At 59.8% G+C, this 24651-nt stretch carries 20 protein-coding genes; 9 read left to right on the plus strand and 11 right to left on the minus strand.

Annotated features, from left to right (window positions below):
• The first annotated feature begins 24 nt into the window (after positions 1 to 24).
• The 5 genes from hypB to ACL2XP_RS04500 are packed head-to-tail and all read left to right on the plus strand — an operon-like array spanning position 25 to position 5962.
• Complete coding sequence (gene hypB, locus ACL2XP_RS04480) at positions 25 to 1089, plus strand: hydrogenase nickel incorporation protein HypB (protein ID WP_413737361.1); 1065 nt, start codon at positions 25 to 27, stop codon at positions 1087 to 1089.
• A gap of 57 nt (positions 1090 to 1146) precedes the next feature.
• The gene (hypC, locus tag ACL2XP_RS04485; RefSeq protein WP_413737362.1) at positions 1147 to 1437 is read left to right on the plus strand and encodes a HypC/HybG/HupF family hydrogenase formation chaperone; all 291 of its coding nucleotides are present in this window, start codon (positions 1147 to 1149) and stop codon (positions 1435 to 1437) included.
• Positions 1424 to 2539, plus strand: a complete 1116-nt coding sequence (gene hypD / locus ACL2XP_RS04490; RefSeq protein WP_413737363.1) for a hydrogenase formation protein HypD — start codon at positions 1424 to 1426, stop codon at positions 2537 to 2539. Before hypC ends, hypD begins: the two co-directional genes overlap by 14 nt.
• Positions 2536 to 3549: a hydrogenase expression/formation protein HypE gene (hypE, locus tag ACL2XP_RS04495; protein ID WP_413737364.1), complete on the plus strand. Its 1014-nt coding sequence runs from the start codon at positions 2536 to 2538 to the stop codon at positions 3547 to 3549. The genes hypD and hypE overlap by 4 nt, the downstream gene beginning before the upstream one ends.
• A 13-nt stretch (positions 3550 to 3562) precedes the next feature.
• Positions 3563 to 5962 (plus strand): carbamoyltransferase HypF, encoded by a 2400-nt coding sequence (locus ACL2XP_RS04500; RefSeq protein WP_413737365.1) that lies wholly within the window; start codon positions 3563 to 3565, stop codon positions 5960 to 5962.
• Here the strand turns inward: ACL2XP_RS04500 and ACL2XP_RS04505 are convergent.
• The 3 genes from ACL2XP_RS04505 to ACL2XP_RS04515 form a co-directional block, all read right to left on the minus strand.
• The gene (locus ACL2XP_RS04505) at positions 5959 to 6891 is read right to left on the minus strand and encodes a LysR family transcriptional regulator (RefSeq protein ID WP_413737366.1); all 933 of its coding nucleotides are present in this window, start codon (positions 6889 to 6891) and stop codon (positions 5959 to 5961) included. The genes ACL2XP_RS04500 and ACL2XP_RS04505 overlap by 4 nt on opposite strands.
• Positions 6892 to 7122: 231 nt before the next feature.
• Positions 7123 to 8427, minus strand: coding sequence for an MFS transporter (locus tag ACL2XP_RS04510; protein WP_413737367.1), 1305 nt, complete (start codon positions 8425 to 8427; stop codon positions 7123 to 7125).
• A 102-nt stretch (positions 8428 to 8529) separates the two neighbouring features.
• Positions 8530 to 9297: an SDR family oxidoreductase gene (locus ACL2XP_RS04515; protein ID WP_413737368.1), complete on the minus strand. Its 768-nt coding sequence runs from the start codon at positions 9295 to 9297 to the stop codon at positions 8530 to 8532.
• Positions 9298 to 9724: 427 nt separating this feature from the next.
• Between ACL2XP_RS04515 and ACL2XP_RS04520 the strand changes: the two genes are divergently transcribed.
• Both ACL2XP_RS04520 and ACL2XP_RS04525 read left to right on the plus strand, forming a co-directional pair.
• On the plus strand, positions 9725 to 10978 hold the full coding sequence (locus ACL2XP_RS04520; RefSeq protein WP_413737369.1) for an enolase C-terminal domain-like protein: 1254 nt from the start codon (positions 9725 to 9727) through the stop codon (positions 10976 to 10978).
• A 328-nt stretch (positions 10979 to 11306) separates the two neighbouring features.
• Positions 11307 to 12569: an MFS transporter gene (locus ACL2XP_RS04525; RefSeq protein ID WP_413737370.1), complete on the plus strand. Its 1263-nt coding sequence runs from the start codon at positions 11307 to 11309 to the stop codon at positions 12567 to 12569.
• 81 nt (positions 12570 to 12650) lie between these two features.
• Here the strand turns inward: ACL2XP_RS04525 and ACL2XP_RS04530 are convergent, their stop codons facing one another.
• Positions 12651 to 13541: a LysR family transcriptional regulator gene (locus tag ACL2XP_RS04530; protein ID WP_413737371.1), complete on the minus strand. Its 891-nt coding sequence runs from the start codon at positions 13539 to 13541 to the stop codon at positions 12651 to 12653.
• Between the two features lie 104 nt (positions 13542 to 13645).
• On the opposite strand from ACL2XP_RS04530, the gene ACL2XP_RS04535 reads away from it, so the two are divergent.
• Positions 13646 to 14632: a zinc-binding dehydrogenase gene (locus ACL2XP_RS04535; protein WP_413737372.1), complete on the plus strand. Its 987-nt coding sequence runs from the start codon at positions 13646 to 13648 to the stop codon at positions 14630 to 14632.
• A gap of 7 nt (positions 14633 to 14639) precedes the next feature.
• On the opposite strand, the gene ACL2XP_RS04540 is transcribed toward ACL2XP_RS04535, so the two are convergent.
• Genes ACL2XP_RS04540 through cecR form a run of 5 tightly spaced genes read right to left on the minus strand, consistent with a single transcriptional unit; the run spans position 14640 to position 20351 of the window.
• Positions 14640 to 15746: an ABC transporter permease gene (locus ACL2XP_RS04540; RefSeq protein WP_413737373.1), complete on the minus strand. Its 1107-nt coding sequence runs from the start codon at positions 15744 to 15746 to the stop codon at positions 14640 to 14642.
• Between the two features lie 9 nt (positions 15747 to 15755).
• Positions 15756 to 16898, minus strand: a complete 1143-nt coding sequence (locus tag ACL2XP_RS04545) for an ABC transporter permease (protein WP_413737374.1) — start codon at positions 16896 to 16898, stop codon at positions 15756 to 15758.
• A complete protein-coding gene (locus ACL2XP_RS04550) occupies positions 16885 to 18627 on the minus strand; it encodes an ATP-binding cassette domain-containing protein (protein ID WP_413737375.1) in 1743 nt (580 codons plus the stop codon). Before ACL2XP_RS04550 ends, ACL2XP_RS04545 begins: the two co-directional genes overlap by 14 nt.
• Entirely contained in the window at positions 18628 to 19656 is a 1029-nt protein-coding gene (hlyD, locus tag ACL2XP_RS04555) for a secretion protein HlyD (RefSeq protein ID WP_413737376.1), read from the minus strand.
• Positions 19653 to 20351 (minus strand): transcriptional regulator CecR, encoded by a 699-nt coding sequence (cecR, locus tag ACL2XP_RS04560; protein ID WP_413737377.1) that lies wholly within the window; start codon positions 20349 to 20351, stop codon positions 19653 to 19655. Before cecR ends, hlyD begins: the two co-directional genes overlap by 4 nt.
• A 227-nt stretch (positions 20352 to 20578) precedes the next feature.
• On the opposite strand from cecR, the gene bhsA reads away from it, so the two are divergent.
• On the plus strand, positions 20579 to 20836 hold the full coding sequence (bhsA, locus tag ACL2XP_RS04565; RefSeq protein ID WP_413737378.1) for a multiple stress resistance protein BhsA: 258 nt from the start codon (positions 20579 to 20581) through the stop codon (positions 20834 to 20836).
• Between the two features lie 137 nt (positions 20837 to 20973).
• Here the strand turns inward: bhsA and ACL2XP_RS04570 are convergent, their stop codons facing one another.
• Together ACL2XP_RS04570 and ACL2XP_RS04575 are read right to left on the minus strand one after the other, a co-directional pair.
• Complete coding sequence (locus ACL2XP_RS04570) at positions 20974 to 22830, minus strand: hypothetical protein (RefSeq protein ID WP_413737379.1); 1857 nt, start codon at positions 22828 to 22830, stop codon at positions 20974 to 20976.
• A 215-nt stretch (positions 22831 to 23045) separates the two neighbouring features.
• On the minus strand, positions 23046 to 24119 hold the full coding sequence (locus ACL2XP_RS04575) for a porin (protein ID WP_413737380.1): 1074 nt from the start codon (positions 24117 to 24119) through the stop codon (positions 23046 to 23048).
• Positions 24120 to 24651: the final 532 nt, after the last annotated feature.

A 24651-nucleotide genomic window follows, 5' to 3' on the forward strand; every position in this document is an offset into this window, starting at 1 on the left:
TACCGTTAAGCGAGGAGATTTTTCATGTGCAGTACCTGCGGTTGCGCCGACGGCGAGCGCCATATCGAGGGCGACGAACATCATCATGCCCATGACGATCATCATCACGATCATCCCCATGTCCATCCCCATAACGGCGACCCCGTTTTTGCCCATCAGCACGCTGGCGCCGTCCGGGCGCCGCGCACTATCCGTTTGCCGGGCAGCGGCGCCGAGCCGGCGCAGGTGGTCAATCACTATCACGGCGATGTGCATGTCCATAACCACTATTATTATGGCCCGGTCACCCAGGCGGCCCCCGGACCCCGGCGGGACGCGGAGCAGGGCGACAGGCCGTCGTCCGGGGGTCCCGAAGCCTTCGCCCCCAGCGCGGATGCCCGGGGCGATCTGCATTACGGCCACGGCGAGGCGGGCACTCATGCCCCTGGCCTTACCCAGCGCCGCATGGTGGAAATCGAAATCGATGTGCTGGATAAAAACAACCGTCTGGCGGCCCATAACCGGCAGCATTTCCTGGAGCAAAATATTCTGGCGCTCAATCTGGTCTCCAGCCCCGGTTCGGGTAAAACCACGCTGTTGACCGAAACGCTGCTCCGGCTGAAAGACCAAATAAGCTGCGCGGTGATTGAAGGCGATCAGCAAACCACCAATGACGCCGAGCGCATCCGCGCCACCGGCGCCCCGGCCATTCAGGTGAATACCGGCAAAGGCTGCCACCTCGATGCGCAAATGATCCATGACGCCGCCCACCGGCTGGCGCTGCCGGACAATAGCCTGCTGTTTATCGAAAATGTCGGCAATCTGGTCTGTCCAGCCGGTTTTGATCTCGGCGAGCGTCATAAAGTGGTGGTGCTGTCGGTCACCGAAGGCGAAGACAAGCCGCTGAAATACCCTCATATGTTCGCCGCCGCCGGTTTAATGATCCTGAACAAGACGGATTTATTGCCGTGGGTGCATTTTAATGTCGACGCCTGTATCGCCAACGCCCGCCAGGTCAATCCGGCCATAGCGGTGCTATTGGTATCCGCCACCACCGGCGAGGGTATGGACGCCTGGATAAGCTGGCTGGCGGAGCAGCGCGGCTGCTGAACGCCGCCCCGCGCGGCAAAACGAGTGACGCCTGGTAGAGCGGGCTGGAGAAATAACATGTGCATAGGCATTCCCGGCCAGGTTATCGCGCTGGATGAAACCGCCCCGGGCAACGCCTGGGTAGACGTATGCGGCGTCAAACGGCGGGTCAACGTCCGGCTGGTCTGCGCCGACGATGCCGCCATGGCGGCGCTGCCGGGCCAGTGGGTATTGGTACATGTGGGATTCGCCATGAGCCTGCTGGACGAGGGGGAAGCCAGGGAAACGCTAGACGCCCTGCGCCAGATGGGCGAGGTGGAGCCGGACGTCGGCTATTTTATGCGCGGAGGCGAGCATGCGGTTCGTTGACGAATACCGCCAGCCCGAGCTGGTTAAGGCGCTGGTGGCCCGCATCGCGCAGCGCATGGCGCAGACGGCATTTACCGCCGAACATCCGCTGCAAGTGATGGAAGTCTGCGGCGGCCATACCCACGCCATCTTTAAATTCGGACTCGATAAACTGCTGCCGCCGGCCCTGGAATTTATTCATGGTCCCGGCTGCCCGGTGTGCGTGCTGCCGGCCGGCCGGATTGACGCCTGCCTGGAAATCGCCCTGCGCCCGGAAGTGATTTTTTGCACCTTCGGCGACGCCATGCGCGTGCCCGGGCGCAACGGGTCGCTGCTCACCGCCCGCCAGCAAGGGGCCGACGTGCGCATGGTCTGGTCGCCCCTCGATGCACTGGCCATCGCCAAACAGCATCCCGATCGGCAGGTGGTGTTTTTCGGCATCGGGTTTGAAACCACCATGCCCGCCAGCGCGATCACCCTGCAACAGGCGCGCGCCGACGGGGTGGAAAATTTCTTCCTGTTTTGCCAGCACATTACCCTGATGCCGACCCTCAAGAGCCTGCTGGCGCAGCCGGATGTGCGCATCGACGGCTTTATCGCGCCGGGCCACGTCAGCATGGTGATTGGCGAGCAGCCCTTTGCTTATATCAGCGACGTCTGCCGTAAACCGGTGGTGGTCACCGGCTTTGAGCCGGGCGATATTCTGCAGGGGCTGTTAATGCTTATCGAGCAGTATGCCGACGGACGCTGCGCGGTGGAAAACCAGTATCGCCGCGTGGTGCCGCAGCAGGGCAATAACCTGGCGCAGCGCGCCATGGACGAGGTGTTTATTACCGAAGGCGCCAGCGAGTGGCGCGGCCTGGGGGTGATTGACGACTCCTGCGTGCGCCTGCGCCCGGACTGGCTGGCCTTCGACGCGGAACGGCGCTTTAATCCCACGCAGCACCCGGTGGCGGACGACCCCCGCGCGCGCTGCGGCGCGGTGCTGACCGGGCGCTGCAAGCCGGCGGACTGTCCGCTGTTTGGCAATGTATGCACGCCGGAAAATGCGTTCGGCGCGCTGATGGTTTCTTCAGAAGGCGCGTGCGCCGCCTGGTATCAATATCGTCGGAGTGAGGCATGAACAAACGGATTACGCTGGCGCACGGCAACGGCGGCGGCGCCATGCAGGCGCTGATCGGCGGGGTGTTTATCAATGCTTTTGACAACCCGCTGCTTAGCACCGGTGAAGACCAGGCCCGCCTGCCGATAAGCGAACTCAGCCGGTCGGGGGATCGGCTGGCGTTCACCACCGACAGCTATGTGGTCGATCCGCTGTTTTTCCCCGGCGGCGACATCGGCAAGCTGGCGGTGTGCGGCACCGCTAACGATCTGGCGGTAAGCGGCGCCACGCCGCGCTGGCTCTCCTGCGGATTTATACTCGAAGAAGGCCTGCCGCTGGAGATCCTGCAGCGGGTGGTGGATTCCATGGCCGCCACCGCCCGGGCCGCCGGCATCCAGATCGTGACCGGCGATACCAAAGTAGTGCCTCACGGCGCGGTGGACAAACTGTTTATCAATACCGCGGGGCTGGGGGTCATTCCCACGGCGGTGGATTGGAGCGTCGCCCATATTCGCGCCGGGGATCGCATTCTGGTCAGCGGCACCCTGGGGGATCACGGCGCCACCATTCTTAATCTGCGGGAAAATCTCGGCATGGAAGCGGATCTGGTCAGCGACTGCGCGGTGCTGGCCCCGCTGATCGCCCCTCTGCGCGATATTCCCGGCGTACGGACCCTGCGCGACGCCACCCGCGGCGGCGTCGCCGCCATCCTGCATGAATTCACCCGCGGCAGCGGCTGCGGTATGAGCATCGATGAGGCGGCGCTGCCGGTGAAAACCCTGGTACGCGGTTTATGCGAACTGCTGGGGCTGGAAGCGCTGAATTTCGCCAACGAAGGCAAACTGGTACTGGTGGTGAGCCCCGAGGCGGAGCCGGCGGCGCTGGCGGCGCTGCGCCGCCATCCGCTGGGACGCGACGCCGCGGCCATTGGCGAGGTAACCGGCGATAAACAGGTGCGGCTGCGCGGGTTATACGGCGTGAGCCGGCTGCTTGATTTACCCCACGACGAACCGCTGCCGAGGATTTGTTAAACGGGAGGCGATCATGGCCAGTAACGGCATCCTGTTACGGATCAAGGGTAAAGTGCAGGGCGTCGGTTTCCGGCCGACGGTCTGGCAGGTGGCCCAGCGCCTGGGGCTGGCCGGGGAGGTCAGCAATAACGCCGCCGGGGTCGAGGTTCGCCTGTGGGGCAGCGACGCCGCGCCGTTTATCGCCGAGCTGCGGCGCAGCTGTCCGCCGCTGGCGGCCATCGACGGCATCGAAACCCTGCCCTGGTCATGGGCGGATCGGCCGTCGTCGTTTACCATTACCCCCAGCCGGGGCGGCGCTATGGCCACCCAGGTAGTGCCGGATGCCGCCACCTGCGGGCATTGCCTGGCCGAACTCAACGACCCGGCCAGCCGGCGCCGGCATTATCCCTTTATCAACTGCACCCACTGCGGGCCGCGTTTTACGCTGATCCGCCGCATGCCCTACGATCGGCCGAACACCTCTATGGATGTGTTTGCGCTGTGCCCCGACTGCCGCGCCGAATATCACGATCCCGCCGATCGGCGTTTTCACGCCCAGCCGACCGCCTGCCCCGTCTGCGGCCCGCGGGTATGGCTGGCGGACGGGCAGGGCGCGATACTGGCCGATAACGATGCCGCCGTCGACGCCGCCGCGCGGCGGCTGCGCGCCGGCGAAATCCTGGCGGTAAAGGGCCTGGGCGGCTTTCATCTGGCCTGCGATGCCGCCGATGGGGCGGCGGTGGCGCGGCTGCGGCGGCGCAAGGGCCGGCCGTCCAAACCCCTGGCGGTGATGGCGCCGGATCTCGCCTGGCTGAACCGCCACTTCGGCGCTATCGATCCGGCGCTTGCCGCCCTGCTGCAATCCCCCGCCGCGCCCATCGTGCTGATCCCGCTGCCGCCCGGCGCGGGACCCAATACCGGCGCGGAGATAGTGCCGGATGGGGCGGCGCCGGGCGCCGGGCGGTCAACCTGGCCGCTGTGCGCGTCCATCGCGCCCGGCCTGGATGAGATTGGCATCATGCTGCCGGCCAATCCGTTGCAACATCTGTTATTACAGCGCGCCGGCCGGCCGCTGGTCATGACCTCCGGCAACCTTAACGGCCGGCCGCCCGCGCTGGACAATGCCCAGGCGCTGGCGGATTTGGCCGCCATCGCCGACGGCTGGCTGCTGCACAATCGCGATATTGTCCAGCGCGCCGACGACTCCCTGGTGCGGCTGACGGGGCAGGGGCTGGAAATGCTGCGCCGCGCGCGGGGATATGTCCCCGATGCCATCGCCCTGCCGCCCGGATTTGAACGCGCCCCGGCCATCCTGGCCATGGGGGCGGATTTAAAAAACACCTTCTGCCTGCTGCGCGGCGGACAGGCGGTGCTCAGCCAGCATCTGGGGGATCTGGCCGATGAAGGCATCCAGCGCCAGCAGCAGCAGGCGCTGGCGCTGTTTAGCGCTATCTGGGATTTTGCGCCCGCGGCGCTGGCGGTGGACGCCCACCCCGGATACCTCAGCCGCCGCTGGGGCCAAGCGCTGGCGGCGCAGCGGCAATTGCCCTGCATGACGGTGTTGCACCATCACGCCCATCTGGCGGCCTGCCTGGCGGAGCACGGCTGGCCGCGCGACGCCGGCCCGGTCATCGGCCTGGCCCTGGACGGCCTGGGCTACGGCGGGCCGCGCCGGGGCGGCGGGGCGGCGGGAAATCCGGATGCCGATGATGCCGATGATGCCGGCCGGCTCTGGGGCGGCGAATGCCTGAAGGTGGATTACCTGGACTGCGAGTGGCTGGGCGGTTTGCCGGCAGTGGCGCTGCCGGGGGGCGATATGGCGGCGCGCCAGCCGTGGCGCAACTTGCTGGCGCAGTGGCTGCGCTTTGTACCCGACTGGCGGACGCTGCCCGAAGCCGCGGCCATTCCTTTGGCCGACGGCGATCGGCTGGCCCGGGCGGTGGCGCGGGGCATTAACGCGCCCCCGGCATCCTCCGCCGGGCGCCTGTTCGACGCGGTGGCCGCGGCCTTGGGGATCTGCGCCGCCCACACCAGTTGGGAAGGCGAAGCCGCCTGCCGGCTGGAGGCGCTGGCGCGGCGCGGGGCGCTAGCCGTTTCAATACCCGTCACCCTGCCGCTGCTGGATAACCGCCTGGATCTGGCGACTTTCTGGCGGGAATGGCTCGCCTGGCGCGCCGACCCGGCCGAACGCGCCTATGCTTTTCATCTGGCGCTGGCGCGGGGGTTTGCCGCGCTGGCCCGCCGGTCGGCAGGGCGTTATGGCCTGGATACCGTGGTCTTGTCCGGCGGCGTGCTGCATAACCGCCTGCTGCGGGAGTTGCTGATAGACGAACTGCACGGACTGCGTGTCTTGGTCCCTTCCCGCCTGCCGGCGGGGGACGGCGGCCTGGCGCTGGGGCAGGCCCTGATCGCCGCCGCCCGTTTAACCTCTTAGACCCACTCCCCGTCCACCAGATCAAGATAGGCCTGCTGGAGCTGTCCGCAGCGGCTCTTCAGGCGATCGTATAATTGGCGTATCGCGGGTGAAAACTGTTTGCGGTGCGGGCAGATAAGATTCAGCGGCACCGACTCCCCGCGATACTGTTTCAGGATCACCTGGAGCCTGCCGGCCTGCACATCCTGGCCGACATCCAGCCAGGACTTATAGGCAATCCCTTCGCCGGCGATGGCCAGGCGGCGCACCACTTCGGCGTCATCGCTGGTCACGCTGCCGCTGATGCCGATAACCCGCTTGTCCCCGCCCGGATAAAACCGCCATTTATCATAAACCCGGCCGCGCAGTACAAAGGTCAGGCAGTTATGCCCGGCCAGATCGTCCAGGGTCAACGGACAGCCGTGCCGCGCCAGATACGCCGGCGATGCCACCGCTACCCGGTGGTTATCCGCCGCCAGCGGCAGTGCGATATAACTGGCATCGTCCATATGCCCGTAACGAAAAGCCACATCCACCGGATCTTTAAACACATCGGCGATCTGATCGGATAAATACAGCCGGACATTGAGGTGCGGATGATCGTGGCGAAATTCGGTGATCCAGGGCAATAACACGTTCCGGCCCAAATCTGACGGCGCGGCGATTTGCAGCATACCGTGCAGCCCGGCCGGTTGCTGATTCAGTATTTCATGCCCCTCGCGCAGGGTTTGCAGCACTTCGCCGGCGTACGGCAAATACTTTTCGCCTTCGGGCGTCAGGCGCAGGCTGCGGGTGGAACGGGCAAACAGCCGGATATTAAGTTCGTGCTCCAGGCGTTTAATCGCCGCGCTGACCTGGGCGGGCAACAAATCCGCTTCACGGGCCGCATTGGAAAAACTCCCCAGGGCGGCCGAGCGGACAAACAGCGCCAGATCGTCAAGCCTGATCATAATGATTTCCCATAACAAAGAGACCGCGGCGCCGTCGCGGCCTGGATACGATAATGGATTTATATCCCGAGCGTAACGGATTATAGCGCCTAAGCCGGCGCGGGTTCAGGAAGAAATGTGCCGTCGCGGCGGCGGCACAAATATAAACGGGGGATGGAACGAAGCGTCAAAGAGGCGGCGCGTTGCGGCCCGCGCCCGGGCGCGGACCGGCGTGCTTGCGTATGTGCCGGGTTATTTCAGCGGGGAAGCGGATAAATCGCCGAGCTGTTTGCCGGCGGGTTTTTTATGGGTAAACCCGGTCAGGGCGGTCAGTAATACCGCCAGGATCAACGATCCGCCCATAAAGATATAGGACGCGTCGGGGCCTCCGGTCGTGCCGTTAAGGTAACCGACCACCCAGGAGCCGGCAAACGATCCCAATGCGCCAAAACTCACGATAAAGGCCATGGCGCCCCCCACCACATTGCGCGGAATCAGTTCCGGCACCGCGGCGAAAAACGGGCCGTACGGGGTATACATGGCGCCGCCGGCAATCACCAGCAGTACATACGACAGCCAGAAGTTGGACGCGCCCAGGGTAAAGGAACCGATAAAACCGGCCGCGCCGATACCCAAAAACAGCAGCACGATTAACTTGCGCTTCTGGAACCGATCGGAAAACCAGGAGGCGGACAGCATCAACGGCACGGCCAGCACATAGGGCGCCGCGGACAGCCAGCCGGTGGCCACGATACCCAGGCCGGAGGCGGTTTTAAGAATGGACGGCAGCCACATAATGAAACCGTACATGCCGATATTCCAGAAAAAATGGATAAACGACAGGGACAATACCTTTTTGGAACGAAACGCTTCGCTATAATTTTTAATCGGCGCCATGGCGGTCTGTTCGGCGGCCAGGGCGGCTTCCAGGTCCTCTTTTTCCCGCTCCGTCAGCCATTTGGCCTCTTTTGGCCGGTCGACAAAGATAAACCACCAGATTGCGGCCCATACGATGGCGGGCAGGCCTTCCAGGATAAACATACCGCGCCAGCCGAAGGAGTTCACCAGATAGCCCGACACAATCGACATCCATAATACGGTTATCGGATTGCCTAAAAACAGGAACGTATTGGCTTTGGAGCGCTCTTGTTTGGTAAACCAATGGCTCAGGAATACCAGCATGGCCGGCATCACCACGCTTTCCGCCACGCCCAGTAAAAAGCGGATCACGGCCAGCAGGGTCACGTTATTTACCATGCCGGTGGCGGTGGCCAAAATGCCCCATAAAATCAGGCTGGCAAAGATCAATACCTTGGCGCTGCGTTTTTCCGCATAGATGCCGCCCGGTATCTGGAAGAAAAAATAACCCAGGAAAAACAGCGCGCCCAGCAACGATGATACGCCAGGGGTGATATTTAAATCATGGGCCAATCCCGAGGCCGCGCCGAAACCGTAATTGGCGCGATCGAGGTAAGCCAGGCTGTAAGTGATAAACGCGATCGGGATCAGTTTTTTCCAGCGCACCGGCGCCAGAGGAGTTTGCATAGGTTGACTCATGTTGCGCATTCCTAAGTCGTGATAGTTATAATGGCGTTATCGCGGCCGGTATGGGCGCGACTGCGGCGCAATAGCCCGGCTATGGCGCCCGGGATTTATTCCCTACAAAACCGCCAGCCAGCCGCCGTCCACATAGATAATCTGGCCGTTCACGTAATCCGAGGCCGCCGAGGACAGATAGACCGCGGTACCGATCAACTCCTCGGGTTTGCCCCAGCGCTGCGACGGATTGCTGCTTTTAACCCAGGTATCGAATTCCTGATCTTCAATCAGGGCGGTATTCATATCGGTCAGGATATAACCCGGTCCGATGGCATTGGTTTGAATATTGAATTGCGCCCATTCCGCCGCCATGGCGCAGGTCAGCATTTTTATGCCGCCTTTCGCCGCCGTATACGGAGCTACCGTCGGGCGCGCGGCCTGGCTGGTCAACGAGCCGATATTAATGATTTTTCCGCCCGCGCCGCGCGCTATCATGCGTTTGGCCGCGGCGCGGGAGACAATAAAGGCGCTGGTCAGGTTGGTATCGATCACCCGCTGCCAATTTTCCAGCGCTAAATCCACCATGGGCTGGCGGAATTGGATACCGGCGTTATTGATTAAAATATCAATATGCAGCCCCTGCGCGTTGAGCTGGTTAAACGCCTGTTCGACGGCGTGCTCGTCGGTGACGTCGAACGCCACGCCGTGGGCCTGATAACCTTGCTCACGCAGCTTTTGCACCGATTCATCCATCAATCCGGCGCGGATATCGTTAAGGATCACGGTAGCGCCGGCCTTGGCCAGACCCTGCGCGTAGGATAAACCCAAGCCGCGGGCCGATCCGGTGACCAATGCCGTTTTCCCTGCAAGATCAAAAAGTACTGACATAACCTATCCTCTCGTTGTAAAAGCCCGATAATTAAAAGATGACTAATGACGGACTTGTATGACATCATTCATATATACGTTGCTTTATGCGCCACTTTAAAGCAAATGGCTAAGTTGATTTTTGAAGAGTCGATCACAAAATAGGTAATGACAGCGCTATGGAATTAAATGATTTTTTAAATTATATATATTATATATCAATAAGTTATATTTAATTATTTGATCTGACGCACATTATTTTACCTGCCCGCTTTCGGTTGAGAGCATACAATGATATAAAATGACAACTTGTAGGACATCATATAACGATTGGCGTCGATGTCGTCATCTTCCGGCAAGCTGTGCCGGGCAAACGCCGCCCAAGGGCGTTTAATGAATTTATTTATCGCCGTGCGCTGGGCGATGCGTGAACATTTAAGGAGCTAGAGTGGAAAACCTGAAAATAACCAATGTCAAAACCATCCTGACCGCGCCGGGCGGCATCGACCTGGCGGTGGTCAAGGTGGAAACCAACCAGCCTGGGCTGTACGGCCTGGGCTGCGCCACCTTCACCCAGCGCATTTTTGCGGTTAAAACCGCCATCGAAGAGTATATGGCGCCGTTTTTAATCGGTAAGGACCCGGCGCGCATCGAGGATATCTGGCAGTCGGCCTGTGTCAGCGGCTACTGGCGCAGCGGCCCCATAATGAACAATGCGCTTTCCGGCGTGGATATGGCCTTATGGGATATCAAAGGCAAAGTGGCGGGCCTGCCGGTTTACGATTTGCTGGGCGGGAAATGCCGCGACGGCATTCCGCTTTACCGGCATACCGACGGCGGCGACGAATTTGAAGTGGAAGATAATATCCGCGCCATGATGGAAGAAGGGTATCAGCACGTACGCTGCCAGATGGGGATGTACGGCGGCGCGGGCACCGAAGATCTGAAGCTGATCGCGACCCGGCTGGAACGGGCAAAAAATATCCTGCCGAAACGATCGCCGCGCGCCAGCACCCCGGGCATTTATTTCGACCCTGACGCGTATGTCAAAAGCGTGCCGCGCTTATTTGAGCACCTGCGCAATAAGCTTGGCTTCGGCATTGAATTTATTCACGATGTGCATGAACGGGTCGCGCCCATCGCCGCCATTCATCTGGCCAAGACCCTGGAACAATATGAGCTGTTTTATCTTGAGGACCCGGTGGCGCCGGAGAATATCGAGTGGCTGAAGATGCTGCGCGCCCAGTCATCCACCCCGATTGCCATGGGCGAACTATTCACCCATATCAACGAATGGCGTCCGCTTATTACCAACAATTTGATCGATTTTATCCGCTGCCATGTCAGCACCATCGGCGGCATCACCCCGGCCAAAAAACTGGCCACGCTGAGCGAGCTGCACGGCGTACGCACCGCCTGGCACGGCCCGGGGGATATTTCCCCCATCGGCGTGGCGGCTAACCTGCACCTGGATTTAAGCGTCACCAATTTGGGTATCCAGGAGTACACGCCGATTAATGAAGCGCTGCGCGAGGTGTTCCCGGGCTGCCACGAAGTGGATAAAGGCTACGCCTACGTCAGCGATAAACCGGGCCTGGGGGTGGATATCGACGAGGATAAGGCGCGTCTTTATCCCTGCGCCGGCGGCCTGCCGTCATGGACCCTGGCCAGGACCCCGGACGGCAGCGCCGCCCGTCCATAATCCGCCTTTTATTCCGGCTCGTTTCCATTGGCCCGGCGGATAATCCCCGTTATCCGCCGGGTTGCGCCCGCTCCAAGACCCTTGCCCACCGGCGCCGTTTACCGTCCGTGTCGCCCTGTAACCGCCATTTACACTTTGGCGATGTTGGTAACAAAACCCTTCCATTCCCATTGTTATAACGTGCTATAAACAAATAGTTAACATATCAAAACCGGCGTTTTTCACGCTATCTACCATCGGGTGACAGGGCGCAAAATCCCCGGCAGCTTGCCTGACCATAGCTTATTTAGGCGCACTTTATATGCGCGGCCAATTTAAAGATAGGACAATGACTATGTTCAATTGGACCTCAACCCAGCGCAATGTGGCGTTCGCGTGCTTTGCCTGCTGGATGTTGGACGCCTTCGACTTTTTTATCCTGGTGTTCGTCTTAAGCGATCTGGCCTCCTGGTTTCATACCGATATCGCCAGCGTTTCCATTTCGATTATGCTGACTCTGGCGGTACGCCCGCTGGGGGCGTTGCTGTTCGGGCGCCTGGCGGAAAAATTTGGCCGCCGGCCGATCCTGATGGTCAACGTATTGATGTTTTCGCTGTTTGAACTGCTGTCGGCCTGGTCGCCTACGCTTGCCATATTTATTGCCTTCCGGGTGATTTATGGCGTGGCGATGGGGGGTATCTGGGGGGTGGCCTCGTCGCTGGCGATGGAAACGATTCCCGACCGCTCCCGCGGCCTGATGTCGGGTATATTCCAGGCGGGTTATCCCGCCGGCTATTTATTGGCGGCCATTATCTTCGGCTTATTCTTTGGCAGCGTGGGCTGGCGCGGCATGTTCCTGATTGGCGCGCTGCCGGTGCTGCTGTTGCCTTATATTTACTTCAAAGTGCCCGAGTCGCCGGTATGGCTGGCGGCCAGGGCGCGCAAAGAGAGCGTGGCGCTGCTGCCGATTATCCGCACGCACTGGAAGCTATGCATATATATGGTGGTGCTGATGGCCTGCTTTAACTTTTTCAGCCACGGTACCCAGGATCTCTATCCCACCTTCCTGAAAGTGCAGCACGGTTTTGATCCGCATACCGTGAGTATTATCGCTATTTGCTACAACATTGCCGCCATGCTGGGCGGGATTTGCTTCGGCTCGCTGTCGGAAAAAATAGGCCGTAAAAAAGCGATGATCTTTGCCGCGCTGCTGACCCTGCCGGTACTGCCGCTGTGGGCGTTTTCCTCGGGATCGGTGATGATTGGGATAGGGGCATTCCTGATGCAGTTTATGGTGCAGGGGGCCTGGGGCGTGGTGCCCACCTACCTGACCGAACTGGTGCCCGCCAATTCGCGGGCGGTGCTGCCGGGGTTTGTCTATCAATTGGGTAATCTGATTGCCTCGGTGAATGCCACTTTGCAATCCCATATCGCCGAAGCGCACGGCAATAACTACGGCCTGGCCATGGCCATGGTGGCCGGCACCGTGGCGATATTGATTTGCGTGCTGGTGGCGTTCGGGCGTGAAACGCAGGGCAAGACCATTTCCGGTTATGGCGCCCCCGCGGACAATGCCTCGCCAGGCAACTCGCCGTCCGCCGCGGGCCGCTAACCGCCAACTGTCCCCGCCCGGATACGTTTTATTTGACCGGGCAGGGGGCAACGCGCCAGCATCCCGGTTGATGTTTCCCGGTCAATTCCTACCCCAGAGCGCGGCGATCATATACGCAATAAACAGCTCCAGCTTTAACGGCTGCTGGCGGTCCGGCAGGTACACCAGGTGCATCGGGCGCGGGGCGGGACGGTAGTCCGGCAGCACCTCGATTAACCGGCCGTCGGCGATATCCCCGCCCAGCAGCATCCCGGCGTGCATAGCGATGCCAAAGTCCGCCAGGGCCGCCTGGCGCACGCTTTCGCCGGAATCAATCATCAGCCTTGGCTTTACTTCCACCCGCTCTTCCCCGTGGGGGCCGTTCAGGCGCCAGATGCTATTGCCCTGCCACTGGCTGAAACCAAAGCAATTGTGGCGCGCTAAATCGGCGGGGCTGCGGGGGGTGCCGGCGCGGGCCAAATACGCCGGCGAGGCCGCCAGCACCAGCTTATAGTCCGGCAACGACCGGGCAACGGCCCCGTCATTGCCGATCTCCCCGATGCGAAATACCAGTTCGAAACGTTCCTCGATCAAATCCACCTTGCGGTCCGACAGCACCACTTCGGTCTCGATCTCGGGATGCCGCATCATAAAGCGGGTTAACCAAGGGGTAAGGATATGATTGCCGAACACCACCGGCGCGCTGATGCGCAGCCGTCCCGCCGGTTCGGTTAGCATATGATGGGCCAGCGCCTCGGCCCGATCGGCGTCCGCCAATAGCCGGCGGCAGCGCTCGTAAAACAGCCTGCCGATTTCCGTCAGGCCCTGCCGGCGCGTGGTGCGGGCCAGCAGCCGGGCCTGCAACCGCTCTTCCAACTGGCGGATATGCTTGCCGACCATGGTGGTGGAAATGCCCATATGCGCGGCGGCCGCGACAAAACTGCCTTTTTCCACTACCTGCACAAACACCGCCATGCTGGTTAACCGATCCATTATAAACCCCTGGTGTTTTATCAGGCCGATAAAGCGCTATTTAACGCAGTTTATACGCATGAAATACTGGCAGCCATAACTAACAGATTTTAATGAGGCGAATCATGCAGGCTTTACAGTTCAGCGCTTTTGGCGGTCCGGACGTGTTGTGGTACGGCGATTACCCGACGCCGGACGTTCCGGCGGGAACCCTCCAGGTGAGGATGGCGGCGGCGGGGCTGAATTTTGCCGATATTTACCGGCGCCGCGGCGAGTATGTGCTGGCGGGGGCGGCGCCGCATATCGGCGGTTACGAAGGCGTGGGATACGTCACGGCGGTGGGGGCCGGGGTATCCGGCTGGCGGCAGGGGCAGCGGGTGGGGTTCGCCGATGTGCCCTTTGCCCACGCCACGCGGATTAACGTGCCGGCGGACCACGCCCTGGCCTTGCCCGACGATATCGGCGACGCGCAGGCGGCGGCCATTTTGCTGCAAGGGTTGACCGCCCAGTATCTGGTGGATGACAGCGTCAGGGTGGCCGAAAACGATCGGGTGGTGGTGCTGGCGGCGGCCGGCGGCGTCGGGCAGCATCTTACGCGGTTGCTGGCGGCCAGGGGGGCGCGGGTGTACGCGGTGGCGTCCACGGCGGACAAGCGGCGCATTTGCCGGGATAACGGCGCCATCGCCAGCTATGGCTATGACGATAACTGGGTTGAGTTAATCCGCGCGGCCAGCGGCGGCGGGGCGGATTACGTTTTTGACTCGGTGGGCCGCACGCTGCCGGACAGTATCGAGGTATTGCGTCCCGGCGGCCGGGCGGTTACCTTCGGGATGTCCGGCGGCGCGGCGCCGGACATCTCCCCGGCCCGCTTGATGATGGCTTCAAAGGGGGTGATTGGCGGCGATCTTTGGACCTATCTGCGCGACGGCCAGCAGCGCAGGCAGCGCGCGGATAAATTATTTACCGCCTGGCGCCGCGGCATTATCGCCGTGCCGCGGTTGGTTACCTTTCCCCTGAGCGCCGGCGCCGATGCCCATCGCCGTCTGGAAGATCGCGATTTTGCCGGTAAAATCGTTTTGCTGGGCGAGGCGCCGGCGGGGGATGGCCGCTAAGCGGCCGTCAGGCGATTTTACGCCGGAACATCCAGTATGCCGCGCTGCCGGTGGTGGCGGTAATCACCAATAGCGGCCACAGGCTGTGCCAGATGATGCCGAAGTCCGCATCCTTGAGATAAATTTCCTTGATGATGTCGGTAAAATGACGCACCGGGTTTATCCAGGTCAGGGTTTGCAGCCATTCCGGCATATTCTCCACCGGCGCAACGTAACCCGACAGCAGGATGGCCGGCATGATAAACACAAACACGCCGATAAACGCCTGCTGCTGGGTGGAACACAGCGAGGAAATCAGCAGGCCGAACCCCACCAGCGACAGGCCGTACAGCAGCATGGTGAAATAAAACAACAGCAGCGAGCCGGCAAAGGGAATGCGATACCCCAAAATCCCGATAATCAGCACAATGGACGCCTGGACGGTGGCCACCACCAGGGCGGGCACCGCTTTGCCGATAAAAATCTGCCAGGTGGTCAGGGGAGAAACCAGCAGTTGATCCAGCGTGCCTTGCTCGCGCTCGCGGGCTACCGACAGGGCGGTGACGATCAGCACGCCGATGGTGGTGATCAGGGCAATCAGCGACGGCACCACAAACCATTTGTAATCAAGGTTGGGGTTGTACCAGTTGCGGATTACCAGCTCGCTATTATTGGGTTTTACGCTATCTTCCGTCAGTTCCAACTGGTAGTCGCGGATAATTTGCTGGATATAATTCGCGGCGATCTGGGCGCTGTTCGAATTGCGCCCATCCAGCAATAATTGCAGCGGCGCGGGGATGCCGGCGGCCAGATTGCGGGAAAATTCCGCCGGAAAGCGCACCACCAGCAGCGCCCGCTGGTTATCAATAGTGTCCTGGATTTGCTGCGGGCTGCGCAGCTGCAATACCTGGGTAAACGCCTTGGCTTTGGCGAGGCGCTGGGTCAGTTCCACCGAAGCCTGGCCGCTGTCCTCGCTGTAGACGGCGATCGTGGCGTGGGTCACTTCCAGGGTGGCGGCAAAGGGGAACAGCAATACCTGCAAAATCACCGGCATGATTAAAATCGCCCTGGTTTGCGGTTCCCGCAGCAGCGCCTGCAGTTCTTTAACGATCAGCGTCCATAGTCGATAAAACATGTCGGTTCCTTAATCCAGGCGGCGCTTGGTTTTCCAGGCGGTCAGGCCGATAAACCCCGCGGCGGAGGCCAGCAGGAACAGGGTGTTCATCACCAGAATCCCCCCGATATTGCCCGCCAGAAACAGGCTTTGCAGCGTACTGACGAAATAGCGCGCCGGAATAATAAAGGTCACGGCGCGCACCACGGCGGGCATGCTGTCGATCTGGAAGATAAAACCCGACAGCATGACGGCGGGCAGGAACGCCGCGTTAAGCGCCACCATCGCGGCGTTGAACTGATTGCGGGTCAGGGTGGAAATTAATAATCCCATGCCCAGCGTGCTGGCCAGAAACAGGCTGCTGATACCGAACAATATCAACAGCGAGCCGCGGAAGGGCACGCCCATCACAAATACCGCCACCACCATGCACAGCGCCATCGCCGCCATGCCGAGCACGTAATAAGGCAAGAGTTTGGACAGCAGCAGCTCGCTGCGCGTCACCTGGGTCGAGAGCAGCGCTTCCATGGTGCCGCGCTCCCATTCCCGGGCGATAACCAGCGAAGTCAGGATGGCCCCGATCACCGTCATAATAATGGTGATGGCGCCGGGAATAATAAAATGCTGGCTGACGGCCGCCGGGTTAAACCAATAGCGAACCTTGACGTCAATGAGCTGCTGGAATGCCTGGCCGCGGTCTTCCGCCCGCTGCTGCTGCCAGATTTGCCAGATGCCCTGGGCGTAACCCTGCACAAAATTGGCGGTATTGGGTTCGCTGCCGTCGGCGATCACCTGGATTGGCGCGCCGTTGCCCTCCCGGTTCATATTGATATCGAAATCAACCGGGATCACGATCAGGCCGCGAATTTTGCCGGCCTGCATCAGCGCGATCATCTGCTGGCGATCGGCGCCGATGGTCGGCGCGATATAAGGCGACCCCGCAAAGGCATAGGCCAGGTCGCGGGCGTCTTCGCTTTGCTGTTCCATCAGGATGCCTACGTGCAGGCGGCTGGAGTCCAGGTTGATGCCATATCCGAAAATAAACAGCAGCATCAGCGGGATGACAATGGCGATCAGCCCGCTGCTGGGATCGCGCAGGATCTGCCGCGTCTCCTTGACGCACAGCGCGCGCAGGCGCCGCCAGGAAAACCCGGTGTCATCATGCCGCGTCATGGTCGTCTCCCTTATCATAATTTTGCACCAGCGCGATAAAAGCCTGTTCCATGGTGGGATTGGGCGTTTCCTGGCTCGCCACCTGCTGTTTGAGTTCATCCGGCGTGCCGCTGGCGATAAGCTTGCCGTGATAAACCAGCCCGATGCGATCGCAATACTCCGCTTCATCCATGAAATGGGTGGTGACCATCACGGTGACGCCTTTTTCCACCATGCCGTTGATATGCAGCCAAAATTCCCGGCGGGTGAGCGGGTCGACGCCCGAGGTCGGTTCGTCAAGAAATAATATATCCGGTTCATGCATCAGCGAGCAGGCCAGGGCGAGGCGCTGTTTAAACCCCAGCGGCAGCGAATCGGGGGTCTGGCGGTAAATAGGAGCAAAATCAAACGCCTTGCTCATTTCATCCATTTTCTGCTGCTGGCGTTTGCCGTGCAGCCCGTAGACGCCCGAGAAAAAACGCAGGTTTTGTTCGACGGTCAAATTGCCGTAGAGGGAAAATTTTTGCGCCATATACCCCAGGCGCTGGCGCGCTTTGCCGGAGCTGGTTTTCAAGTCCATGCCCAGCACCAGGGCCTGGCCCGCCGTCGGCGGCAGCAGGCCGCACATCATTTTAAAGGTGGTGGATTTGCCCGCGCCGTTAGGTCCCAGCAGGCCAAAAATCTCGCCGCGGGTCACCTGGAAACTCACGCCATCGGTGGCGGCGAAATCGCCGAATTTTTTGGTCAGCCCCCGGGCTTCGATTACCGTCTCGTGGGGGTCGCCCGCCACCTGCGGCATGATTTCCGCCAGCGCCTGCTTGCCGCCCGGGCCGCCGCCGAGCAGATCGATAAAGGCGTCTTCAAACCGCGGTTCGGTTTCCTGCAATTGTTGTTCAGACAGGGCGAGGGCTTTGCCCAGCGCGGCCCGGTCGGCCTGCTTGGCCAATATCAACCGCACGGACTGGCCCTGGATCACGCCGTCGCTGGTTTGCGGCAAACGCAGCGCCCGTTGCAGCAACTGGCGGTTGGTGCCGGACGTATCGCTGACCAATAATGTGCGTCCGGCCATGGTTTGGGTCAGTTCCTTTGGCGCGCCGTGATAAATCAGGGCCCCTTCGTTCATCAGCAGCACCTCGCGGCACTGTTCCGCCTCATCCAGATAAGAGGTGCTCCACAGGATTAGCATGCCCTCATCCGCCAGCTCATGCACCATGCTCCACAGCTCGCGGCGGGAAATGGGATCAACCCCCACCCCCGGTTCGTCGAGCAGCAGGACTTTGGGCTGGCCTATCAGGGTACAGGCCAGGCCGAGTTTTTGCTTCATGCCCCCCGAGAGCTTGCCGGCCAGCCGGGTGGTAAAACGGGTCAAATCGGTAAAGCCCAGCAGGCGTTCGAAGGTTTGCCTGCGCGGTTCGCCGGTGATGCCGCGCAAATCGGCATAGAGCACCAGATTTTCCATCACGGTCAAATCTTCGTACAACCCGAACTTCTGCGGCATATAGCCCAGTATGGCGTGCAGTTTGCCTTCGTCGGCGGCGGGGTCCAAACCAACCACCCGCGCGCCGCCGCGGCTGGGGGTAAGCAGACCGGCCAGCATGCGCAGCAGGGTGGTTTTGCCGGCGCCGTCCGGGCCCACGAGCCCGGTGACCCCGCCGCTGCGGATCTCGATGGTCAGGCTGGCGACCGCCGGGCGCGGCAGCGCGGGGAAGGTTTTTTCCAGCGCGTCCAGGACAATAAGGTTAGCGGGCATTCACTTTACCACCGGCGCGCTGCCCTGCGCGGGCCGGCTTTCATGCCCGAAAGCAAAGCTCAGCGTGACCGGCATACCCTGTCGCAGCCGATCGTCGGCATCGGTGACGATAATGCGCAATCGATAGACCAGATCGGTGCGCAACTGTGGGGTTTCCACGCTTTTGGGGGTAAATTCCGCCGTCGGCGACACAAAACCAATTTTGCCGTGGTAAGCCTTGTCCGGCTGGCCGTCCACCTGTATCCGCACCACGGTGCCCGGCACCGCCTGGCTGAGATTGCTTTCATCTATATAGGCGCGAACCCATACCGGCCGGGTCAAGGACAGGGTGTAGACGGTGCCGCCGGCGCTCAGCATGCTGCCGGCCTCCTGCGCCCGGGTTAAAATGGTGCCGGCGGAGGGCGCCACCAGCATGGTATCGGCCACATCCAGGGTCGCCTGGGCCAAAGCGGCCTCGGCCTGGGCCAAGTCCGCCTGGGCGGCGGCGATTTCCTGCGGCCGGTTACCGGTCTGGTATTGTTGCAGCTTATCTTTGGCCGCCTGTAAATTGGCTTTCGCCTGGCTGCTGGCGGTGGCCGCATCCTCTAGCTGGTCGGCGGAAATGGCCCGCTTCGCCCATGCGCCCTGCTGGCGATGGAAAAAACTGTCGGCATAATTAAAGGCGGCCTGCTGCTGCGCGAGCTGGGCGCGCACCTGCGCGATTTCTTCGCTGCGGTAGCCGGACCGGGACAAATCCAGCTTGGCGCGCGCGCTTTCCATATTGGCCCGGGCCTGCTGGAGGGCGTTGCGATAGGGGGCATCGTCCAGTTTTGCCAGCACCTGGCCGGCATGAATGGTATCCCCTTCGTCCACCGCCAGCTGCGCCAAACGGCCGCCGACCCGAAAGCCGAGATTGACCGTTCTGATATCCACGTTGCCATACAGGGTCAGCGGCCGGTTTTGCTGCTGGCGGTAATACATCGCGCCGTATACCGCCCCGGCAATCAATACCAGCAGAATAACGACCGCGGCAATTTTTTTCTTATTCATGATGTTTTGCCTGTTTTACCGGCCTGGTCGGCCCGCAATCCGTTGAGAAACCAGTCTATATGTTGAGCTAAAATCTGTTTGATAAGTGTGACCTGCGCCGGGCCCAGCTCCTGCCAGCCGGTCTGCAACATGATGGTTTCCCGCGCCACGCGAAAAGATAGCACTTCGCCCAGCATGGCGTGGGTGTGCACAATGGTGGCGGTGGCCGACGGATCGCAGCCGGTAAAGCCGGCCACCAGCCGGGTGAAACGCCGGTGCAGCGGGGCGATGGCCTGGCGGTGGATGAGATGATACGCCTCGGTGGGCATTAGCTGCTCGCGCGACATAATCTTGCTCAGGTTCAGCGTTTGCGCGCGGGTCAGCAGCTCGATGAAATTCAAAAAGCTTTGCATGATGTATTGGCGGCACTGAGCGGGGTCCGGCTCGGGCTGGGCCAGGAGCAGGTCGATTTGTTCGGCCAGGGGGTGATAGGCCTGTTCGATAAAATCCGCTATCCATTGGGCCACCGCCAGGTACAATCCCTCTTTTGACCCAAAATAGTAAAAAATCGCGGCGATATTTTGCCCGGCCAGCTTGGCGATCTCCCGGGTGGTGGCGGTCTGCGCGCCTTTTTCACTAAAGAGTTCGAGGCCTGCGGCAATCAGCTGGGCCCGCGCCTGTTCGCCGCGCGCGGAGGTGGCCGGAGAGGATGGCATAAGTACTCCAAAAAAATAAATCAATCGATTGATTAACTTTACGCCGCCGCGGGTCCACTGTAAAGAAAGATAGGGAAAATGTGTCGAACAGACAGGAAGGGTAAATTAGTTAACAGTTATTAAAATAATACTTGATCTGAAGCGGGCGAGCATCTATTATTTATTTATCGAACGTTAACAAATTAACGTCCAGCCGAATAACATCAACCAGATCGAGATAATTTATTATGAAAAACCTGAAATTAGCCATCGCAGCCATCGTATTGAGCACCGTTTCCGCCGGTAGTTTCGCCGCCCAGGAAGTCACCAGCCGTCCCGCTGGCGAACACCGTATCGGCGTAGTGTCCACGTCTACCACCACTACCCTGGGCGATCTTGAATCGCAGCTGGCCGCCAAGGCCAATGCCGCCGACGCGACGTCTTATCGCATCATCGCCGCAGGCGGCAATGACACCCTGCGCGGCAGCGCCGAGCTGTATAAATAAGTCTTAACGGCCCCGCGGCCGCCGGATGGTAATAAAAAAAGCGGCCTTCAGGCCGCTTTTTTTATGGTCGACGCATTTATCCGCCGGCCAGGGTAAATGGCCGTGCCGGTTTCCGGCGTGGCCGGGCGTCGGGATAGTCAGCCGACCGTATCGTAATCCGATACGGACGAGGCGTTGGAATCGGATGATTGTCGGCTAAAGGGAATTTTAGTGATATCCAGCGTTTGCATTGCCGATGGCTCGCCCTTGACTGCGCCGACCGCTATGCCACCGATCGCCGAACCGCCCGCAGCCGTTACTTGACCGGTTATCCCTCCCGCCAGGGTATTGCCAGGCAAGCCGCCAATAGCCCCGCCTATCGCTCCGCCGGCCGTTAACCCTTCCGCCAGAAAACCGGCGGGCAGACGTCCCGTTGATGATAATTTGCCGGGAAACAGGGATTCGAACAGGACGGCCAGCGGGGTATTGGCAATATACAGTTTTAATGTCTGCGATAAACCGGCCGGCAAACTCGCCAACTGGCTGTAGCTGGCCCGCAGTACTTGCAGGCCCGCCGGCAACGAAGCGGGCAGGCTGCTTACCTGGGTATAATCGATATGGATAATTTTTAACTCCGCCGGCAGGACGGCCGGCAGGCTGGCCAGCGCGGACTTGGTGGCATAAAGTTCCTGTAAGCCCGACGGTAAGTTTTCCGGCAAACTATTGAGCGGCGTGTTATCGAGTTGCAGAATTTGTAGCCCGGCAGGCAAATTGTCCGGCAGGCTGGTCAGGGATGTGTTATTCAGCTGCAAAGTCTGTAGCCCGGCAGGCAAATTGTCCGGCAGGCTGGCCAGGGATGTGTTATTCAGCTGCAAAGTCTGTAGCCCGGCAGGCAGGGTGTCCGGCAGGCTGGCCAGGGATGTGTTATTCAGCTGCAAAGTCTGTAGCCCGGCAGGCAAATTGTCCGGCAGGCTGGTCAGGGATGTGTTATTCAGCTGCAAAGTCTGTAGTCCGGAAGGCAGGGTATCCGGCAGGCTGGCCAGGGATGTGTTATTCAGCTGCAAAGTCTGTAGCCCGGAAGGCAGGGTGTCCGGCAGGCTGGTCAGGGATGTGTTATTCAGTTGCAAAGTCTGTAGCCCGGCAGGCAAATTGTCCGGCAGGCTGGTCAGGGATGTGTTATTCAACTGTAAAGTCTGTAGCCCGGAAGGCAGGGTATCCGGCAGGCTGGTCAACTGGGTCGCGCTGAGATCCAAATTTTGCAGGTTCGGCGGCAACCGGGCCGGCAGGCTGTCCAGGGGCGTATGGTCTACTCGCAGCATCTGCAAAGCCGCCGGCAAAGTGTCCGGTAGGCTGGTCAGCTGGGTGCCGCCGGCAGACAACCCCCATAATGAGGCGGGAAGATTGCCCGGCAGGCTCGCCAGGGGGGTATTGTCCAGATGCAAGGCCTGCAACCCGGACGGCAGATTTTCAGGCAGGCCGGCCAGTTCGGAACCGCCGGCAAACAAGGTCCGCAATTGTTCAGGCAGGGTTGCCGGCAGGGCGCTCAGCGGGCTGTTATCCAGGTGCAGCGCTCTCAGCCCCGCGGGGAGATTATCCGGCAACTGCGTCAGCTTGGTGCCGGTGGCGTACAGGACTTTCAACCCCGGCGGCAGGCTGGCCGGCAAGCCTGCGAGGGCCGTGTTGTCCACGTGTAGTTCCTGCAACCCCTCCGGCAGGTTTTCCGGCAGGGCGGCGAGGGGGTTGTTGCCCGCTTTCAATTGAAGCACGTCGGGGGGCAGATTTTCCGGCAGACTTGAAAGATTCAGACAATTTAAATTCAGGTAGTTGGCACGGCGCTCCAGACAGTCTTTCAACCGGCTGACGGCGCTGTCGCGCAGTTCCGCATTGCCGGCCGGGGCCTGTTTGCCCCAATTATCCCATTGTTCGAACAGCACTTTATTTTGCGTCCCGGAGTGGTCGAATCCATTTACAGCGCCTGAGTTAAGGCCTGCGGGTGAGAGTGCGGGGATGTCCATATATTTCCTCATTTGGGGTGTGGCAGCAATTGCCGTTAAACACACCAAGCTTAGAAACAGAACCGCGGATGGGCTAAGTCGTTATGGTTAAAGAGATGATAATGACGGGCTGGCGGGGGGTTCTCTCGATTGCGGTCTTAGGCGGCTAAAAAAACGAAACCCCACCAGGGTGGGGTTCGTCAGCTATCCGCAGCGGCCGCAAGACCGCTTTTAGATTAGAACTGGTAGGTCAAGCCAACACCAAACTGATCGTCGCTGGCGATACCCAGCGGGTTGTTATCATCAAGGCGGTTGATCTTGTAATCCGCATAGGCGCTCATGTTCTTATTAAAGAAGTAGGTCAGGGACGCGTCATAGTATTTCACCAGATCGGTGTCGCCCACGCCCTCAACATCTTTGGCTTTTGACTGGAAGTAACCGAACATCGGTTTCAGGCCAAAATCAAACAGGTAAGAGGCGATTGCTTCCACGTTTTGCGTTTTGTTGGCAAAACCGGCGGATTTAATCGGGGTCAGGTTACGGCCTTCACCGTACAATGCGGCAAAATAAACGCCGGCATGGTCATATTTCACGCCGCCAGCCCAGACGTCGGCGGTGTCGCCGTCGCCGTATTGCATGTTTTGCTGCACGGCGGTGCGTTTGGACGTGGCATAGGTGCCCAGTACGGTAATATCAATCGGGGTGGTATAAGATGCCGACACGCCGTAGCCATCGCCGTTAGCCTTGCTGGCGGCACGGGCGTTGCTGGAGTTTTCGTCGTTGGCGCCCTGATACTGCAAACCAAACTTCAGGCCGTCAACCAGGCCAAAAAAGTTGTTATTGCGATAGGTCAACAGGCCGGTGGAACGACCGGTCATAAAGTTATCGGCGTAGCTGTAGGTCAGGTCATCAAAGATCGGCGCGGTATCGGTGATTGCCGCGACGTCGTAGGCGATGCCCCAGTTACGGCCGTAATCGATTGAACCAAAGTCTTTTAACTTCAAGCCGGCAAAGCCCAGACGGGTTTTGGTGCCGTTGGTGGCATCGGCGCCGCCTTCGGTGTTATTCGCCTGGACGTTGTATTCCCATTGGCCGTAACCGGTCAGATCATCGTTAATCTGGGTCTGGCCCTTAAATCCGAGGCGGACATAGCTGGCGTCGCCATCGATAGTTTTATTGTCGCTAAAATAATGACGCGCACGCATACTTCCGTAAAAATCCAGCTTATTACCGTCTTTGTTATAAATCTCTGCGGCGTGAAGAGCTGGAGTAATCAACGTGGCTAAAACGGCCAATGCTATCTTCTTCATTACTATATCCTTACCAAATACTCTCGAGTTTAAGTAAAAGGACTCATCCTATTGATGGCTGATGTCCTGGGCTAACCAGCATTTTTAATTGAAATTAAAGTTCAGATAACGCGCAGTTTTAGTTCAACCGATCTTACCCTGTCGTCTAATTTCGGAGGATAGTATCAGCTTAAGCAGCATGAAGATTGTGAACTTTTCATTAAATCAGTTAGTGACTCATTTTTAGTGCTATACGCTACTCCCGGTACCCGGGCCTATCGAGCGCGACGCTACATTAACTTGTCATACAGATTTAAAAGTTGAGAGCCATCACAAATCCCCCTTTTTTTCTTAAGGTAATAAAGAAATAGATCGAAAAGTACCAATGCATAATAGGAGGTTAGCTGCATAAGTCCGGTACCTGGGCTTGGGGGCCAGATCGATAAATTGAGCAAAAATGCTACATAATTGTCAAATTGGTATAATAAATTCCTTTAAATTATTCCCCGCTTCAACCGGCAAAAGGCCGCGCGCCAGGCAATTCACAGAGCCG

It is taken from the genome of Sodalis sp. RH21 (assembly GCF_047324175.1).
Lineage (GTDB): Bacteria > Pseudomonadota > Gammaproteobacteria > Enterobacterales > Enterobacteriaceae > Acerihabitans.

Excerpts from the sequence above, each read along its gene's own strand:
- hypB (WP_413737361.1), top strand. The coding sequence starts at position 25 with ATGTGCAGTACCTGCGGTTGCGCCGACGGCGAGCGCCATATCGAGGGC.
- hypC (WP_413737362.1), top strand. The coding sequence starts at position 1,147 with ATGTGCATAGGCATTCCCGGCCAGGTTATCGCGCTGGATGAAACCGCC.
- hypD (WP_413737363.1), top strand. The coding sequence starts at position 1,424 with ATGCGGTTCGTTGACGAATACCGCCAGCCCGAGCTGGTTAAGGCGCTG.
- hypE (WP_413737364.1), top strand. The coding sequence starts at position 2,536 with ATGAACAAACGGATTACGCTGGCGCACGGCAACGGCGGCGGCGCCATG.
- ACL2XP_RS04500 (WP_413737365.1), top strand. The coding sequence starts at position 3,563 with ATGGCCAGTAACGGCATCCTGTTACGGATCAAGGGTAAAGTGCAGGGC.
- ACL2XP_RS04505 (WP_413737366.1), bottom strand. The coding sequence starts at position 6,891 with ATGATCAGGCTTGACGATCTGGCGCTGTTTGTCCGCTCGGCCGCCCTG.
- ACL2XP_RS04510 (WP_413737367.1), bottom strand. The coding sequence starts at position 8,427 with ATGAGTCAACCTATGCAAACTCCTCTGGCGCCGGTGCGCTGGAAAAAA.
- ACL2XP_RS04515 (WP_413737368.1), bottom strand. The coding sequence starts at position 9,297 with ATGTCAGTACTTTTTGATCTTGCAGGGAAAACGGCATTGGTCACCGGA.
- ACL2XP_RS04525 (WP_413737370.1), top strand. The coding sequence starts at position 11,307 with ATGACTATGTTCAATTGGACCTCAACCCAGCGCAATGTGGCGTTCGCG.
- ACL2XP_RS04530 (WP_413737371.1), bottom strand. The coding sequence starts at position 13,541 with ATGGATCGGTTAACCAGCATGGCGGTGTTTGTGCAGGTAGTGGAAAAA.
- ACL2XP_RS04535 (WP_413737372.1), top strand. The coding sequence starts at position 13,646 with ATGCAGGCTTTACAGTTCAGCGCTTTTGGCGGTCCGGACGTGTTGTGG.
- ACL2XP_RS04540 (WP_413737373.1), bottom strand. The coding sequence starts at position 15,746 with ATGTTTTATCGACTATGGACGCTGATCGTTAAAGAACTGCAGGCGCTG.
- ACL2XP_RS04545 (WP_413737374.1), bottom strand. The coding sequence starts at position 16,898 with ATGACGCGGCATGATGACACCGGGTTTTCCTGGCGGCGCCTGCGCGCG.
- ACL2XP_RS04550 (WP_413737375.1), bottom strand. The coding sequence starts at position 18,627 with ATGCCCGCTAACCTTATTGTCCTGGACGCGCTGGAAAAAACCTTCCCC.
- hlyD (WP_413737376.1), bottom strand. The coding sequence starts at position 19,656 with ATGAATAAGAAAAAAATTGCCGCGGTCGTTATTCTGCTGGTATTGATT.
- cecR (WP_413737377.1), bottom strand. The coding sequence starts at position 20,351 with ATGCCATCCTCTCCGGCCACCTCCGCGCGCGGCGAACAGGCGCGGGCC.
- bhsA (WP_413737378.1), top strand. The coding sequence starts at position 20,579 with ATGAAAAACCTGAAATTAGCCATCGCAGCCATCGTATTGAGCACCGTT.
- ACL2XP_RS04570 (WP_413737379.1), bottom strand. The coding sequence starts at position 22,830 with ATGGACATCCCCGCACTCTCACCCGCAGGCCTTAACTCAGGCGCTGTA.
- ACL2XP_RS04575 (WP_413737380.1), bottom strand. The coding sequence starts at position 24,119 with ATGAAGAAGATAGCATTGGCCGTTTTAGCCACGTTGATTACTCCAGCT.